This is a genomic window from Pseudomonas sp. R9.37, from assembly GCF_963878885.1.
Taxonomy (GTDB): domain Bacteria; phylum Pseudomonadota; class Gammaproteobacteria; order Pseudomonadales; family Pseudomonadaceae; genus Aquipseudomonas.
On sequence record NZ_CAWNZA010000017.1, the window covers coordinates 21,237 to 36,800 of the forward strand.

At 62.5% G+C, this 15,564-nt stretch carries 14 protein-coding genes and 1 pseudogene; 4 read left to right on the top strand and 11 right to left on the bottom strand.

Annotated elements, in window-relative coordinates; translation table 11 throughout:
• Positions 1-91 precede the first annotated feature (91 nt).
• Positions 92-904 (top strand): alpha/beta fold hydrolase, encoded by an 813-nt coding sequence (locus AACU78_RS11745; protein ID WP_106580673.1) that lies wholly within the window; start codon positions 92-94, stop codon positions 902-904.
• A gap of 39 nt (positions 905-943) precedes the next feature.
• On the opposite strand, the gene AACU78_RS30060 is transcribed toward AACU78_RS11745, so the two are convergent.
• From AACU78_RS30060 to AACU78_RS11760, 4 genes and pseudogenes are all read right to left on the bottom strand, one after another.
• On the bottom strand, positions 944-1,825 hold the full coding sequence (locus tag AACU78_RS30060; RefSeq protein ID WP_371924216.1) for a methyl-accepting chemotaxis protein: 882 nt from the start codon (positions 1,823-1,825) through the stop codon (positions 944-946).
• Positions 1,805-2,911: pseudogene (locus AACU78_RS30065) on the bottom strand (HAMP domain-containing protein); the annotation flags it as partial. The gene AACU78_RS30060 and the pseudogene AACU78_RS30065, both read right to left, overlap by 21 nt.
• A 114-nt stretch (positions 2,912-3,025) precedes the next feature.
• Positions 3,026-4,438 carry an aminotransferase-like domain-containing protein gene (locus AACU78_RS11755; protein ID WP_106580675.1) on the bottom strand — a complete coding sequence of 471 codons (1,413 nt, stop codon included), beginning with the start codon at positions 4,436-4,438 and terminating at the stop codon, positions 3,026-3,028.
• A gap of 203 nt (positions 4,439-4,641) precedes the next feature.
• Positions 4,642-5,403 (bottom strand): SDR family oxidoreductase, encoded by a 762-nt coding sequence (locus AACU78_RS11760; RefSeq protein ID WP_106580676.1) that lies wholly within the window; start codon positions 5,401-5,403, stop codon positions 4,642-4,644.
• 228 nt (positions 5,404-5,631) lie between these two features.
• Here AACU78_RS11760 and AACU78_RS11765 point away from each other — a divergent pair, with 228 nt between their 5' ends.
• A complete protein-coding gene (locus AACU78_RS11765) occupies positions 5,632-6,639 on the top strand; it encodes an NADP-dependent oxidoreductase (protein WP_106580677.1) in 1,008 nt (335 codons plus the stop codon).
• Positions 6,640-6,761: 122 nt separating this feature from the next.
• On the opposite strand, the gene pyrF is transcribed toward AACU78_RS11765, so the two are convergent.
• On the bottom strand, positions 6,762-7,460 hold the full coding sequence (gene pyrF / locus AACU78_RS11770; RefSeq protein ID WP_017734306.1) for an orotidine-5'-phosphate decarboxylase: 699 nt from the start codon (positions 7,458-7,460) through the stop codon (positions 6,762-6,764).
• Between the two features lie 261 nt (positions 7,461-7,721).
• Between pyrF and AACU78_RS11775 the strand changes: the two genes are divergently transcribed.
• Complete coding sequence (locus AACU78_RS11775; protein WP_106580678.1) at positions 7,722-8,486, top strand: response regulator; 765 nt, start codon at positions 7,722-7,724, stop codon at positions 8,484-8,486.
• A complete protein-coding gene (locus AACU78_RS11780; protein ID WP_106580679.1) occupies positions 8,486-9,520 on the top strand; it encodes a sensor histidine kinase in 1,035 nt (344 codons plus the stop codon). The genes AACU78_RS11775 and AACU78_RS11780 overlap by 1 nt, the downstream gene beginning before the upstream one ends.
• On the opposite strand, the gene AACU78_RS11785 is transcribed toward AACU78_RS11780, so the two are convergent.
• From AACU78_RS11785 to AACU78_RS11810, 6 genes are all read right to left on the bottom strand, one after another.
• The gene (locus AACU78_RS11785; RefSeq protein ID WP_106580680.1) at positions 9,517-10,578 is read right to left on the bottom strand and encodes an AI-2E family transporter; all 1,062 of its coding nucleotides are present in this window, start codon (positions 10,576-10,578) and stop codon (positions 9,517-9,519) included. The genes AACU78_RS11780 and AACU78_RS11785 overlap by 4 nt on opposite strands.
• 73 nt (positions 10,579-10,651) lie before the next feature.
• Entirely contained in the window at positions 10,652-11,470 is an 819-nt protein-coding gene (locus tag AACU78_RS11790; protein ID WP_106580681.1) for a DUF4892 domain-containing protein, read from the bottom strand.
• A gap of 102 nt (positions 11,471-11,572) precedes the next feature.
• A complete protein-coding gene (locus tag AACU78_RS11795; protein WP_106580682.1) occupies positions 11,573-12,427 on the bottom strand; it encodes an alpha/beta hydrolase in 855 nt (284 codons plus the stop codon).
• Positions 12,424-13,227 carry an alpha/beta fold hydrolase gene (locus AACU78_RS11800; RefSeq protein WP_106580683.1) on the bottom strand — a complete coding sequence of 268 codons (804 nt, stop codon included), beginning with the start codon at positions 13,225-13,227 and terminating at the stop codon, positions 12,424-12,426. The genes AACU78_RS11795 and AACU78_RS11800 overlap by 4 nt, the downstream gene beginning before the upstream one ends.
• Before the next feature lie 97 nt (positions 13,228-13,324).
• Complete coding sequence (locus AACU78_RS11805; protein WP_106580684.1) at positions 13,325-13,768, bottom strand: hotdog fold thioesterase; 444 nt, start codon at positions 13,766-13,768, stop codon at positions 13,325-13,327.
• A 30-nt stretch (positions 13,769-13,798) separates the two neighbouring features.
• The gene (locus tag AACU78_RS11810) at positions 13,799-15,448 is read right to left on the bottom strand and encodes an AMP-binding protein (protein ID WP_106580685.1); all 1,650 of its coding nucleotides are present in this window, start codon (positions 15,446-15,448) and stop codon (positions 13,799-13,801) included.
• Between the last annotated feature and the right edge of the window lie 116 nt (positions 15,449-15,564).

Below are 15,564 nucleotides of genomic sequence, written 5' to 3' on the forward strand. Positions count from 1 at the left end.
GGGTCGCCACATGCCATCACTTTGCACCTATCCCCCCGCCCCCGACTAGCGTAAAAAAGTGCCCCTCACTCCGTGAAGTTAGAGGCCTGCTATGCCTGTTGCCGTGATTGATGGACAACCGCTGCACTATGTCGACCAGGGCACCGGCCCGGTCGTCCTGCTGGGTTCGAGTTACCTGTGGGACCGCGACATGTGGGCCCCGCAAATTGAAGCCCTGTCGCAACAGTATCGCGTGATCGTGCCGGAACTGTGGGGCCACGGTGAGTCCGGCCCGCTGCCGACGCAAACCCGCTCCCTCGACGACCTCGCGCGTCAGGCCCTGGCGCTGCTGGATCAGCTGGATATCGCGCAAATCAATCTGGTCGGCCTGTCGGTCGGCGGCATGTGGGGCGCGCGCCTGGCGTTGCTGGCACCGGCGCGCATCAACAGCGTGGTGCTGATGGACACCTACCTGGGCGCCGAGCCCGACGCCACGCGCCAATATTACTTCTCGCTGTTCAAGATGATCGAGGACGCCGGCGCCATCCCCGAGCCGTTGCTGGATGTGGTTGCACCGATTTTCTTCCGCCCCGGCATCGACCGCGAGTCGGCCCTGTACCAGGATTTTCGCAAGGCGTTGCAGGCCTTACCCAAAGAGCGCCTGCTGAACAGCATCGTGCCACTGGGCCGCCTGATCTTCAGTCGCGAGAACATTCTGGACCAGTTGCCCCGCCTGGACTCGGACACCACGCTGGTGATGTGCGGCGAGCAGGACAAGCCGCGGCCGCCCGCAGAATCACAGGAAATGGCTGAACTGATTGGCTGCAGCCTCACGCTGATTCCCGACGCGGGGCATATCTCGGCCCGGGAAAACCCGGACTTCGTCAATGAAGCGCTGCTGACCTTCCTCGCCAACCACGCCTGATTGGCGCCCTGCCCTTTGTTCGCGGCTGACCCGCCGCGATCAAAGGCGGAAGTGCCCCACCATGCCCTTGAGCTCCGCGCCCAACTGTGCCAGCTGGATACTCGACGCGGCATTGCCCTGCATGCTCAACGCCGACTGATCGGCGCTCGCACGAATGCTGGTCACACTGCGATTGATCTCTTCGGCCACCGAGCTTTGCTCCTCGGCCGCCGCGGCAATCTGCTGATTCATTTGCTGGATCAATGACACCGCCGCGGCAATGCTGCCCAACGCGCTCTCCGTTTCCAGCGCATCGCTGACCGCCAACTTCACCAGCTCGCCGCTCTGCTGAATCTGCTGCACCGACGACTGCGCCGCGCTGCGCAACGTACTGACCAGACGCTCGATTTCCTCGGTCGATTGCTGCGTGCGCTTGGCCAACGCCCGCACTTCGTCGGCCACCACTGCAAACCCTCGGCCCTGCTCGCCGGCGCGGGCCGCTTCGATGGCGGCGTTAAGGGCCAGCAGATTGGTTTGCTCGGCCACGCTTTTGATCACGCCCAGTACCGTGCCGATATTCTGGATTTCCGCGCTCAGGCTTTCGATACTCGCGCTGGCACTGGTGCTGGAGGACGCGAGCAATTCAATCCGCTGCAGGCTCTGGCGCACCACTTGCTGACCGCTGTCGACCTTGTCGTCGGCGGTCTGCGCGGCTTGCGCGGCCTCTTCGGCGTTACGCGCCACGTCGTGCACCGTGGCGGTCATCTGATTCATTGCCGTGGCAACCTGTTCGGTCTCTTCTTTTTGGCTGCTGACTTCAACATTGGTCTGCTCAGTGACGCTGGACAGTGAATGCGCCGAACTGGCCAATTGCTCGATGCCCGCCTGCAGCCCACTGACCATCTGGCTCAGGCCGCTGCCCATTTGCTGCATCGCCTGCATCAATTGGCCGATTTCATCGCGGCGGCTGACTTCCATCCGCCCGCTCAGGTCGCCGGACGCAATCTGCTGGGCCACGGCGATCACAGTGCGCAGCGGCGCCACGATCAACCGGGTGATCACCCACGCCGCGATCAAGCCCACCAGCAGCGCGAGGGCCGAGGAACCGATGATCAACACTGCGCTTTTCTTCAATTGCGCCTGCATGGACTGGTCTTCGGCGTCGTACGCCTGGTTGACCCGGCTGACCACTTGGTCGGCGCGGTCATGCAACTGCTTGTAGACGATTTTTTCCTGGGCCAGCAGCCCGGTGTACTCGCCGAGTTTTTCGCTGAATGCGGCGATATGCCCGGAGACTTCATTGAGCACGGTCTGGTAACCCGCATCCTTGACCGAGGTTTTCAGCTGTTCGACTTGCGCCAGGGCCTGATCGGCCTGTTCGATCTTGCCTTGATCGGCGTTGTCGGCATCGGCCCTGCGGCTCTGATCCAGGCGCACGCGCGCTTCATTCATGGCTTGCAACATCAACCGCGAGACCTGGCTGACCTGCCCGGCCTGCTCGATAAACTCGGCGCCATCCTTACCCTGGCTTTCTTTCAGGCCATAGGCGCCGTCGTCGGCCAGGCCGGCCTGCAACACATCGAGGTTATTGGCCACACTGGACACCGACCAACTGGCCATTTCCAGCGCCAGGTCCTTGGTCTGGGTCAGTTCGACAAACTCGTCGAAAGCCTTGCGATACGCCGCCAACGCCTGCTCGACATCGCTCATCACCGGCACATTCGTGGCTGACCGGGCCTTGAGGCTGGCGGCCATCGCCGCCAGTGCATCGACACTTTCGTGCAGGGCATCGACAGACTTGGGGTCGGCGTGCAGCGCGTAGTCCTGCTCGATCAGGCGTACCTTGAGCAAGCCGCTGTTGAGCGATGACATGGCCTTGAGGCCTTCAAAACGCTGGCCAACGGTTTGCAGGGACCACACGCCAATGGCCGCCACCAGCGCCGTCAACAGCAGCACCAGGGCGAAACCCAAGCCCAGTTTCTTCGCCATACCGAGGTTGGCAAAACGTCGTTGCACGCCTGAAATCATTGCACTTGAATCCTCTTGCAACGGCAGATGCCATCGAGCCTGGTTTCCATGCAGCGAGATTCGCAACGACGAGCCAACGGCACAAGACGTTGGCGCCACAATAATGGCAAAAAGCTACATACCCGTCGTTTTCAGAATGGTCGAGGTCGATCTGGCAGGCCCCATGGCACGGAACAACGCCAGCGCCCGCTGATCAGCAGCATAGGCCACGTTGATGCGCAGCCAGTCGCTGTGCTCGCCCTTGGGATTGAACAGCGCCCCCGGCGACAACAACACACCGAGCCGTCGGGCACAGGCCTGCAACCGTGAATGATCGTCCCTGCCGGGCCGGGCCCACACAAACATGCCCCCCGCGGGCACGGCGAACACCTCCCACTCCTCATCCTCCAGCACCTGCAGGGTTGCGGCCATTTGTGTGTTCAAGCGCTTGCGCAGGCGCTGCACCCACTTACGGTAGGTGCCATTGGCCAGCAGCGTGGCCAGCACCGCCTCGGCAAACCGCGAAGTGCCGATGCCTGTCAGCGTTTTGAGCGTCACCATGGGCGCAATAATCGCCGCGCTGGCGCTGAGATACCCCACGCGCAAGGCACTGCTGAGGGTCTTGGAAAAACTCGAAATATAGATCACCCGACCGTCATGGGGCAGCGCCGACAGCCGTGTGCAACTGGCGTGCTGCAAGTCGCCGTAGACGTCCTCTTCGACAATCAGGAAGTTCTCGCTGCTCGCCAATTGCAGCAGGCGCTCGGCCACGGCACGGCACAGGCTGGTGCCGGTCGGGTTGTGATACAGGCAGTTGATGAACAGGCATTTGGGCCGATGGCTTTTCAGCAGCGTCTCCAACACCGGGATATCCGGGCCACCCAGCGTGCGCGGGACGTGCAGCAGCTTGACGCCATGGCGCTCCAACTGACGGTAGAGGTTGGCATACCCGGGCGTCTCGACCACCACCGTATCGCCGGCCTTGAGCAACGTCCGTATGAGCAGGTCTTGTGCATGGCTGGCGCCATGGGTGGTGAGAATGCAGTCGAGACTGCTGGGCACTTTCATCTGCGTCAGGCGCTTGAGCAGTTGCTCACGCAGTACCGGCAACCCCAGCGGCGTGCTGTAGCTGAACAGCCCGGCGGTGTCGGTGCGGCTGACCTCGCGTATGGCGTAACAAATATCATCGCTTTCGCGCCAGGCGTCCGGCAGCCAGCCGCAGCCCAGTTTCAACTCGCCCAACGGGCCATCGACGTAGGCGCCCCAGCCCAGCTCGGCGCCTTCATGCCAGTGGCTTTCAAGGGAAACCGGCGGTTGGGCCACTACAAACCCCGAGCCCTGTTTTGCCACCAACACCCCCTGCGCCACCATTCGCTCAAAGGCTTCGATGACGCTGGATTGACTGAGCAGGTTGTCGAGGGCCAATTGCCGGATGGACGGCAAGCGCGTGCCCGGGCTTGCCCCGCTTGTGCGAATCCATTGCGCCACCGCGCTGACGATTTGCTGCACCACCGGTACAAGGGCCTGTCGATCGATGCCTAAATCCATGAGCCCCTCACTTCAACTGTCTGTTATTCAACCCCAAACAGTTAAGCACAGAAGCCGGGTTCGACCTGCCGCCGAAATTTATTAAAGTATTGATTTTATTGAATTATTTACCTACTGATACACATTCTGACGAGGCCTTGTGCCAGCCCTGGAAACGCCCCACAGCGCCCCTCGCCTTTTCGAATATGCAGTGGCGCCGAGTCCTAGATCGCCGTCGCGCCACCGTCCACCGCCAACGCCTGGCCCGTGGTGAACGCGGCACCGTCGCTGCACAGGTACAACACCGCACTGGCGATTTCCTCGACTTTGCCGATGCGCCCGACCGGGTGCATGGCGGCGGCAAACTCTGCCTTGCGCGGGTCGGCTTCATAGGCACGCCGGAACATGTCGGTGTCGATCACCGCTGGGCACACCGCATTCACGCGGATTTTCTTTTTCGCGTACTCGATGGCCGCCGATTTGGTCAAGCCGATCACGGCATGTTTGGACGCCGCATAAATGCTCATCTTCGGCGCCGCCCCCAACCCCGCCACCGAGGCGGTGTTGACGATCGCCCCGCCGCCTTGGGCCAGCAGCAGCGGCAACTGGTGCTTCATGCACAGCCAAACGCCCTTGACGTTAACGCCCATGATCGCGTCGAACTCATCCAGGCTGCCGTCGGCCAGCTTACCCTTCTCGATCTCGATCCCGGCATTGTTGAAGGCGTAGTCCAGCCGACCATAGGCGGCGACGGTCTGCGCCATCAACTGCTGCACGTCCGCTTCCAGCGTGACGTTGCAGCGCACGAACAACGCCTCGCCGCCCGCCTGTTGAATCAGCGTGACGGTGCGCTCGCCGCCCGCCACGTCCAGGTCGGCAACCACCACTTTCAAGCCTTCGGCGGCAAATGCCAGCGCGGTGGCGCGGCCAATACCGGCGGCGGCGCCGGTGACCAGGGCGACCTGGCCGGAAAACGTCATGCTCATGGGGATGTCCTGTGGGGAAAATAGCCGTGGGCCGAGTCTAGCCAAGCGCAGGACGGGTGCGTCAGCACTATCAGAAGGCCGGTTGGCGGTGTATGAATCGCAGTGATAAGCCCACCCGCCTCACTATCAGCCAGGCCTATCGGCGGGCATTCGCGCCTCTCGGACAACCTTGCTCTCAGGCCGTTAGGGGTCTATCACTTGGGGTTCACTTCTAAAGAGTCCTTTGCCATGACTGCCCAGACCAACCGCCAGTTCCTGCTCGCCAAACGCCCGGTCGGCGCGGCGACACGGGAGACCTTCACCTATCAGGAAGTGCCGGTGGGCACGCCAGGGGATGGGCAAGTGCTGGTGCACAACGAATACCTGTCCCTGGACCCGGCCATGCGTGGCTGGATGAACGAGGGCAAGTCTTACATTCCGCCCGTCGGCATTGGTGAAGTGATGCGCGCACTGGGTGTGGGCAAGGTGATTGCGTCGAACAACCCGAAATTTGCAGTGGGTGATTACGTCAATGGCGCGCTGGGCGTGCAGGATTACTTCCTCGGCGAACCGCGCGGCTTCTATAAGGTGGACCCCAAACTCGCGCCGCTGCCGCGCTACCTGTCCGCGCTCGGCATGACGGGCATGACCGCCTACTTCGCCCTGCTCGAAACGGGCGCGCCCAAGGCCGGCGAAACCGTGGTGATCTCCGGCGCCGCTGGTGCGGTGGGCAGCATTGCCGGGCAAATTGCCAAGATCAAAGGCTGCCGCGTGGTCGGCATCGCCGGCGGCGCCGACAAGTGCAAATTCCTCGTGGATGAATTGGGCTTCGACGCAACCATCGACTACAAAAGCGAAGACGTGCCAGCCGCCCTCAAGCGCGAATGCCCTAAAGGCGTGGATGTGTATTTCGATAACGTCGGCGGCGACATCCTCGACGCGGTGCTCAGCCGCCTCGCGTTAAAGGCACGGGTGGTGATTTGTGGTGCCATCAGCCAGTACAACAATAAAGAAGCCGTGAAAGGCCCGGCCAACTACTTATCGTTGCTGGTCAATCGCGCGCGGATGGAAGGCTTTGTGGTGATGGACCATGCGGCGAACTTTGCCGCAGCCGGGCAGGAGATGGCCGGCTGGATGGCGCAGGGCAAGCTCAAGAGCAAGGAAGATATTGTCGAGGGGCTGGAGACGTTCCCGGAAACGCTGATGAAACTGTTCAACGGCGAAAACTTTGGGAAGTTGATTCTAAAAGTTAACTGACCACGGTGGATCGAAATGTGGGAGCGGGCTTGCTCGCGAATGCGGAGTGTCAGTCACCGGATGTGTGTCTGATACACCGCTTTCGCGAGCAAGCCCGCTCCCACATTTTAGCTCAGCGACATTCAGGCGATTTCGGCGACAACTGCGGCCAACGCCTTCGCCGGATCGGCCGCCTGGCTGATCGGGCGACCGATCACCAGGTAGTCCGAGCCCGCGTCCAAGGCCTGACGTGGCGTCAGAATGCGGCGCTGGTCATCCTGGGCACTGCCCGCCGGGCGAATGCCCGGGGTGACCAGTTGCAGCGACGGGTGAGCGGTCTTCAAGGCCTGGGCTTCCAGCGCCGAGCATACCAGGCCATCAAGCCCTGCCTTCTGCGCCAGCGCCGCCAGGCGCAATACCTGCTCCTGAGGTTCGATATCCAGGCCGATGCCGGCCAGGTCCTCGCGCTCCATGCTGGTCAGCACGGTCACACCAATCAGCAGCGGTTTCGGGCCGCTGCGCTGTTCCAGCACTTCACGGCAGGCAGTCATCATGCGCAGGCCGCCGGAGCAGTGCACATTGACCATCCACACGCCCATCTCAGCCGCGGCCTTGACTGCCATGGCGGTGGTGTTGGGGATGTCATGGAATTTCAAATCGAGGAACACTTCGAAGCCTTTGTCACGCAGGGTGCCGACAATTTCGGCGGCGCAACTGGTGAACAGTTCCTTGCCGACCTTGACCCGGCAAAGCTTGGGGTCCAACTGGTCAGCCAGCTTCAGTGCGGCGTCACGAGTGGGGTAATCCAGGGCGACGATGATAGGAGTCTGGCAGACGGACATTGGAATGGGCTCTCAGGCAAGTCGAAATCGGCGCGGATTGTAGCGCAAGCGGCGCCGTTGCGGGATCCGATGATCGGTAAAATACTGATCGAGCGCCCGTGACCCGGCATTTAGAGCAATTGTGTCAAGGCTGATACATTCACGACATGCCCTCAACACGCACCACGTCTAGCCTCGCGCACATGACCGCCCGTCCAGCACTTCCAGCCATGGAGCTGGGCGCCTATGCTGACAGCAACAACCCAGGCAGATGATCGCACTATGCATACCCCTACCGTCTCTGTAAACGAAGAGCAAAAAGGCGCGGTGATCGCCGAAGACAAGCGCTGGAACACCCGTGCGCTGATCGTCGATGACGATCTACCGATTCGTGAACTGCTGATCGACTACCTGGCGCGCTTCAATATTCTCGCCGTCGGCGTCACCGACGGCACCGCCATGCGCACGGCCATGCAAGCCGAAACCTTTGATGTGGTGGTGCTAGACCTGATGCTGCCGGGCGAAGACGGCCTGTCACTGTGCCGTTGGCTGCGCACCGAATCGGACATCCCGATCCTGATGCTCACCGCGCGCTGCGAACCCACCGACCGCATTATCGGCCTGGAACTGGGCGCCGATGACTACATGTCCAAACCCTTCGAACCGCGCGAGCTGGTGGCACGCATCCAGACCATCCTGCGCCGGGTACGCGATGACCGTACCGAGCAGCGCGCCAACATCCGTTTCGACAACTGGCGCCTCAACAGCGTACTGCGCCAGCTGGTGGCCGACGACGGCCTTGTGGTGCCGCTGTCCAACGCCGAATTTCGTCTGCTGTGGGTGTTTATCGAACGCCCGCGTCGCGTGCTGAGCCGTGAACAATTGCTCGATGCCGCGCGTGGCCGCTCAATCGAGGCGTTTGATCGCAGCATCGACTTGCTGGTCTCGCGCCTGCGCCAGAAACTGGGCGATGACCCCAAGGCACCGCAGTTGATCAAGACTGTCCGCGGCGAAGGCTACCTGTTTGACGCGCGGGATATCGGCTGATGCGCGCCACCTTCAATACGCTGTTCGGCAGGCTGTTCGGCGTATTGCTGGTGGCCATTGTGCTGGCCCACGTGCTGGCGTTCTTTTGGTTTCACCACTACGGCCCGCCACCACCTCCGCCTCAGGAAACCTTTGTCGAGCAGCCGGATGGAACAATGAAGCCGCTGCCCAAGCACCATCGTTCCTGGTTCGGCGGCCCGGTGGTGCCACTGACGTTTCAATTTATCTCGCTGATCATTGCCGCCTGGTATGGCGCCAAACTGCTGAGCCGGCCGATCCAGCGCCTGAGCGCAGCCGCCGAACGCTTGAGCCTCGACCTCGACAGCCCGCCACTTAACGAGTCCGGGCCTCGCGAGGCGCGGCAGGCTGCATCGACCTTCAACCTGATGCAAAAACGCATTCGCGAGCAAGTCAGCCAGCGTGCACGCATGCTCGGCGCCGTTTCTCACGACCTGCGCACCCCACTGTCACGCCTTAAACTGCGCCTGGAGCAGATCGAAGACACCAAGTTGCAAGGTCAGATGCGCCAGGACCTGGACGACATGATCGGCATGCTCGACTCCACCCTGAGTTACTTGCACGAGCAGCGCACCAGCGAAACCCGGCACTGGCTCGACGTGCAGGCGCTGGTCGAATCCCTCAGCGAAAACGCCCAGGATCAAGGCTCCGATGTGCAGTTCGCGGGCAATTGCGCGCCCTTGCAGGTGCAGCCGATGGCACTGCGCTCGTGCCTCAACAACCTGATCGACAATGCCTTGCGTTATGCCGGTACGGCGCGGGTGGAGCTGAGCGACAGCCGCGAAGCCTTGGTCATCCGTGTGATCGACCACGGGCCGGGGATTGCCGCGGATAAACGCGAGGCCGTATTCGAACCGTTCTTTCGCCTGGAAGGCTCACGCAACCGCAACTCCGGCGGCGTCGGCCTGGGCATGACGATTTCCAAGGAAGCGGTGGAACGCCTCGGCGGCAGCCTGAGCCTGGAGGAAACCCCAGGCGGCGGCCTGACCGCCGTGATGTGGTTGCCGAGGGCTTAAAGGGGTTTGTCTTCGCGACGCACTTGCGCCTGGGTCGCGCTCCAATCCGTCAGCAGACTGTAGGCCACCGCCAGCAAGGTCGGGCCGATAAACAAACCGATAAAGCCAAAGGCGATCAACCCGCCAAACACGCCCAGCAGCACAATCACCAGCGGCAGGTTGCCGCCGCGGCTGATCAGGTACGGCTTGAGCACGTTGTCGACGCCACTGATGATGAACGTGCCCCACACACCGAGAAACACCGCATAGGTGTAATCGCCCTTCCAGGCCAGCCAGGCCGTGGCCGGGATCCATATCAGCGGCGGTCCCATGGGGATCAGGCTGAGCAGAAAGGTAACGATGCCCAGCACCACCGCGCCCGGCACACCGGCGATCAGGAAACCGATCAGCGCCAGCAGGGCCTGAGCGGCGGCGGTACCGATTACGCCGTTGACCACGCGTTGCACGGTGCCGGCCACCAACTCGATGTAGTAACCGGCACGGTCGCCAATCAAGCGTTCCAGCAGCCGATGCACGAACGTCGCCAGGCGCGGCCCGTCGCGGTAGAAGAAAAACACGAACACCAGGCTCAGGGTCAGTTCGAGAATACCGCCACCGATCTGCGCGCTGCGCGCCAGCAACCAGTTGCCGACCTGGCCCAGGTACGGCTTGATGCTGACCATCAACGCCGCGCCCTGCTGGTCGATGCTGTCCCAGGTCGCCACCAGGCGCTCGCCGACAAAGGGGATCGAGCCCAGCCAGGTCGGCGCGGCAGGCAGGCCGTCAACCTGGATATCCTTGATCAGGCTTACGGCGTCGCGCACATGGTCGGCCAGGTTGAACCCCAGCCACACCAGTGGCACCGCCACCAGCAACATCCAGCCCAGGGTCAGAATGCCCGCCGCCAGGGATTCCCGGCCGCCCAGCCAGCGGGTCAGCAAACGCATCAGCGGCCAGCTGGCAAACGCCAGCACCGCGCCCCAGAACAGCGCCGACCAGAACGGCGCCATCACCCAGAAGCTGGCACCAAACAACACCAGCAGCAGGATTTGCACCAGTAGGCGATCGTTATTGAGCATCGAGTATCTCGAGAATAAGGCTGTAGGAAGAGAGCTTAGGCGAACGGCGCGGGTCCGTTCGCCCTGTTGCGGGTCAGCGTATCAGATGCAGGTGCAAACCCTTAGCATCACCGGTGCCGGTTTCCATGCGCGCGGCGCGTACGCCGCTGTCGATCAGGCCCTGGCGCCAGGCTTCGGCGGTCGGCCCGGTCAAGCTGACGCGCAAGGTGGCGTCGAGGTTCAAGCCACGCGAAATCAGAGTCAGCCAGGTGGCGTCGGGCTCGGCGCCCAGCGCCGGGAAGTCCAGTTCGCCGGTGCTTTTCAACTCACGCAGCAAGGTGGCCGAGGTGGGCAGCAAGTCCCCCAGCGGCGCGCTGGCATCGAGCTGTTCAACATGCAGATAGGCGCGACGGTTGCCGCGCGTGATGCCGTACAGCGCTAACAGGGAATTGTCCTGCGGCGCCGCCAGACGCAGCAGCAGGTATTCCTGCTGCCCATCGGCGCCGACCAGTTTGGCGTTGCCGAACACTTCGTTGGCCCACAGGCTGCTTTCGCCGCAATCGCGAGCCTGGCACCAGAACAACAGCTGCGCGCCCTTGGCCTGCAACGCTTCGCGCGTCGCGGTAAATGCGGCACTTGATGTGTGCTCGGCGGGCAGCTCATAGGTGATGGCAGTGGTCTGGCCACGCGCTGTGGCTTGGCCTTCGTAACGCAGTTGGCCGCTGATCTTACGGATCGCGCCCATCGGGTAGATGCGTTCCTTTTCTTCAGCGGGGCGGTAATCGACGATTTGCGCATCGGCCTGACGGGCCACGGCCGGTAAATCCTGACTTCCCGGCAGGTCCGCGGCGAACACCAAGGGGCTGAAACAGCACAGCCCGAGGGCACGGATACATCCTTTGCGCAGGCTCATCGGATCGGTAAGCCCTGGCCATTGGAGGTCGCAGCAGTGTTCATAGCGTTCATGGTTGACTCCCTTTCAATCCGCCCAGCCTCGGCAGTTGCCCGCGTCAAGTCAAGGCGCGTGGAAGAACCGATTGAAACAGTCTGCAACAAGGAGCGCGCCGGGCTCATCATTAAGGTGTAAATGATGGCCGCCGGGCAGCGTGTTCACTGTAAAAGGTAGCTGAGAAAGCAATTCTGGATGTTTCGCCAGCATGCCGTCAGCCGCGACCACCAACTGTGTAGGGCAACCCACGCGTCGCACGAAAGCCATCGCCTGCTCATCGGTCAGGCGCATCGGCGAGGCGAGCGTCAGGCGACTGTCCGTACGCCAGGTGTAACCTCCCGGCACCGGCATCAAACCGCGCTGGGCCAACAGCTCGGCGGCTTCGCGACTGACCGCCACCACGCCTTTCATGCGTGCTTCCACGGCTCGATCCAGCGAGGTGTAGACCGGTTTGCGCTTCTCTTGCAGGTTCAGTTGCGCCTGCAGCGCCATGCCCAGTCGCTCGGCGGCGCTCTCGCCCGCGGCGGTGGGCGGGACCACGCCGTCGATCAACCCCAGGTGCGTGACACGCTCCGGCAACGCGCCGGCCAACACCAGCGAGACGATGGCGCCGAGGGAGTGGCCAAGTAATGCAAAACGTTTCCAGCCCAGCTGTTCGGCGACTTGCAGTACATCAAAGACGTAATCCCACAGGGCATAACCGGCGCCGACAGGACGGTGCGCCGAATGCCCATGACCGGCCATGTCCAACGCGACGATACGCAAACCGTGCAGCTTCGGCGCCAGCCGCGCAAAGCTGTTGGCGTTGTCCAGCCAGCCATGCAGGGCGATCACCGGCAAACCGTCTTCGGGACCAAACAGATGCGCCGCCAACTCGATGTGCGGCAGGCTCAGGCGGACTTCTTCGACGGGCATGCTCATGCGCAACTGCGCTCGCGGGCTGCCCAGCGGGAAAACAGGTTCTTGATCAAGGTCGCGGTGTCCTGCGGGCGTTCGAGGGGAAACATATGGCCGCCGGGCATGGTGAGCATTTCGCCCATCGGCAGGCGGCCGACGCCGCTGGCATGGTGGCGCATCACCACGCGGCTTTGGCGGCCGCGCACCACCGCCAACGGCACCTTCAGCTGACGAACCTGGCCAGGGCTGGTGTGAGGCACGCCGCGGTAGATGCTGATTTCAGTGGCCGGATCAAAGCGCAGACGCAGGCGGTCGCCCACCTGTTGCAAGCCATGTTGCAAGTACGCGTCAAAGCATTCCGGGTCGAACCCGCGAAACAGCGTCTTGCCGGCAAAGTAGCTGCGCGCCGCCTCCAGGTCGGTAAATTCTTCACGGCGGCCCAGCGTACGCCCGGCCGGCGTCAGGCGGTCGATAAAGCCGAAACGCTTGGCGGCACGGATCACCCAGCGGTCAGCGCGGGTCAGTACCGGCGAATCGAGCATCACCACGCCGCGGTACAGCTGCGGACAGCGCATGGCGGCGTGCAAATGCAACACGCCGCCCAGGGAATGGCCCACACCCCACACCGGTTCCGGCTGCAACTGCAGATGGTGGATCAACTCGTCCACCAGGTTCTGCCAGTTGTCGTCCACCGGAAACCTGGGGTCGTGACCGTGTTGCGGCAGGTGAGCCACGGCATATTCCGGGGCCAGGGCGGCAAACAACTTGCCGTAAGTGGCCGAAGGAAAGCCATTGGCGTGGGCAAAAAACACGTGCTGCGACATACCGGATCCATCTGCAAAAACAGAAGTTGATTGTCACCATGCCCGGCCGTTACAGCAATGACTGTAACCGCCAGGAATGATGACACTCACGCCACGCCTATCGCGCCGGCGGGTTCTCGCCCAGCGGTACCACGGCCATGGTCAGGCGCGACACGCAGCTGGCTTTGCCCTCATCGCTGGTCAAGCGAATGTCCCACACTTGAGTGGTCCGGCCGATATGGATCGCCCGGGCCACCGCCGTGACGCGCCCGCTGCGCACGCCGCGCAGGTGGTTGGCATTGACCTCCAGGCCCACGCAATAAAACTTGCTGGCATCGATACACAGGTAAGCCGCCATGGACCCGACGCTTTCAGCCAGCACCACCGACGCACCGCCGTGCAGCAGGCCGTAGGGTTGATGGGTGCGATGGTCGACCACCATGCTGGCGGTCAGGGACTCGTCGTCGAAGCTTTCGAAGCGGATGTCCAGCAGCTCACCGATGGTGTTTTTCTGGATCGCGTTGAGTTGCTCAATATTCGGTTGGGTGCGCCACAAGCTCATGAAGTTGTCCTTATTAGTTTTATTACGACCCTAATCCTGCCACACAATGGCTTCGTTGCGCGCGCTCCAAACCGCAAGCTCGGCACCGTAGGTCGACTCGATCACCGTGCGTTTGATCTTCAGGGTCGGCGTGAGAAAGCCGTTTTCCACCGCCCAACTGTCTTTCACCACCACCAGCTGGCGCAAGCGTTCATGTTTATCCAGTGCCTGGTTGACCTGTTCCAGCCAGCGTTCGAGGCTGCTGCCCAGGGCGTGTCGGTCCTGAGGCCCGGCGGACAACACGCACAGGCCGATCGGCGCAGCCAGGCCATCGCCCACCACGCACACTTGCTCAATGCGTGCATGTTCGGCCAGGCGGTTTTCAATCGGTGCCGGGGCCACGTATTTACCCTTGCTGGTCTTGAAGATTTCCTTGAGCCGCCCGGTCAGGCGCAGGCGGCCGTCGGCGTCCTGCTCGCCTTTGTCGCCGGTACGCAGGAAGCCATCATCGGTCAGGGTCTCGGCGGTTTTCTGCGGGTCCTTGAAGTAGCCGAGCATGGTCGCGCCGCTGCGCACCTGCACCTCGCCCGACGTGTCGATGCGCACTTCAACGCCAGGGCATGGCAGGCCGATCCAGCCGAGCCTCTGCTGGCCGGGCCGACACACATGGGAATAGCCACAGCTTTCGGTCATGCCATACACCTCCAGCACATCCAGCCCCAGGCGCTGATACCAACGCAGCAATGCTTCGGGCACGGGCGCCGCCCCGGACAACGCAATGCGCAGGGCATCCAGGCCCAACCCTGCAAGAACCTTATGGCCGACGCGCTTGCCGATAAATGGCACGCGCAGCAGGCTGTCGAGGCGCTTTTGCGGGATCTTGCTGTAGACGCCCATCTGGAATTTGGTCCAGATTCGCGGCACGCCGAACAGCGCCGTTGGCCGTGCCCGACGCAGATCCGCCAGAAAGGTATCGAGGCTTTCGGCGAAAAACACGGTTTGCCCGGTGTAGATCGAGGCCAGCTCCACAAACATCCGCTCCGCCACATGGCACAGCGGCAGGTAAGACAGCAATCGGTCGCCCTCCCCCAGGCCAAACAACTCGGTGCCACGGGTGGCGGCAAAACCCAGGGCGCCAAAGGTTTGCATCACGCCCTTGGGCAAGCCGGTGGTGCCGGAGGTGTAGACGATGGTGGCCAGGCTTGAGGCGCCAGGTTCGGGATTGTCCTGGATCGGCGAGCAGGCTTGCAGGTCGGCCCAGCGGTAATCGAAGTCGCCGACCGGGCACAGGGGCAGGCTGATGGTCGGCAGCCCGGCGGGGATACCCGGCGCCATCGCAGGCCAGTCGTCCAGCTTGCCGATCAATACCAGCGCCGCCTCGGAATGGGTCAGCACATGGGCAACGGAGTCGGCGGTGAGGTTGGGGTACAGCGGCACCGAGACATGCCCGGCCATCCAGATCGCGAGGTCGGCGATGATCCAGTGCGCGCAGTTTTTTGAGATCAGCGCGATGTGCGAGCCTTGCGGCAGCTCGCGGGCACGCAGCCAATGCGCGGCGCAACGGGCTTGGTGGGCGACCTCACCCCAGGTGAGGGTCTGCACCTCGCCGGCGCCGGTGGGTTGCACCAGAAAGGGTTTGCGCGGGTGTCGCGCTTCACGTTCGAAGAAGGCCTGCAACGGCAAACGAAAAGCGACGGGCATGGGACGCGCTCCTTTGTGATCCGACCATAGCCAACCAAGCACTTGCTTGGTTGACTGTATAGCACACACTTGGCGGTGATTAATTTTAGGGGGCTCGGGGTTTTTGCATGTTTTTT

Coding starts and splice junctions, on each gene's coding strand:
- AACU78_RS30060 (WP_371924216.1), bottom strand. CDS start 1,825: ATGCAGGCGATGCAGCAAATGGGCAGCGGCCTGAGCCAGATGGTCAGT.
- AACU78_RS11775 (WP_106580678.1), top strand. CDS start 7,722: ATGCATACCCCTACCGTCTCTGTAAACGAAGAGCAAAAAGGCGCGGTG.
- AACU78_RS11795 (WP_106580682.1), bottom strand. CDS start 12,427: ATGAGCATGCCCGTCGAAGAAGTCCGCCTGAGCCTGCCGCACATCGAG.
- AACU78_RS11755 (WP_106580675.1), bottom strand. CDS start 4,438: ATGGATTTAGGCATCGATCGACAGGCCCTTGTACCGGTGGTGCAGCAA.
- AACU78_RS11800 (WP_106580683.1), bottom strand. CDS start 13,227: ATGTCGCAGCACGTGTTTTTTGCCCACGCCAATGGCTTTCCTTCGGCC.
- AACU78_RS11765 (WP_106580677.1), top strand. CDS start 5,632: ATGACTGCCCAGACCAACCGCCAGTTCCTGCTCGCCAAACGCCCGGTC.
- pyrF (WP_017734306.1), bottom strand. CDS start 7,460: ATGTCCGTCTGCCAGACTCCTATCATCGTCGCCCTGGATTACCCCACT.
- AACU78_RS11805 (WP_106580684.1), bottom strand. CDS start 13,768: ATGAGCTTGTGGCGCACCCAACCGAATATTGAGCAACTCAACGCGATC.
- AACU78_RS11790 (WP_106580681.1), bottom strand. CDS start 11,470: ATGAGCCTGCGCAAAGGATGTATCCGTGCCCTCGGGCTGTGCTGTTTC.
- AACU78_RS11810 (WP_106580685.1), bottom strand. CDS start 15,448: ATGCCCGTCGCTTTTCGTTTGCCGTTGCAGGCCTTCTTCGAACGTGAA.
- AACU78_RS11785 (WP_106580680.1), bottom strand. CDS start 10,578: ATGCTCAATAACGATCGCCTACTGGTGCAAATCCTGCTGCTGGTGTTG.
- AACU78_RS11760 (WP_106580676.1), bottom strand. CDS start 5,403: ATGAGCATGACGTTTTCCGGCCAGGTCGCCCTGGTCACCGGCGCCGCC.
- AACU78_RS11745 (WP_106580673.1), top strand. CDS start 92: ATGCCTGTTGCCGTGATTGATGGACAACCGCTGCACTATGTCGACCAG.
- AACU78_RS11780 (WP_106580679.1), top strand. CDS start 8,486: ATGCGCGCCACCTTCAATACGCTGTTCGGCAGGCTGTTCGGCGTATTG.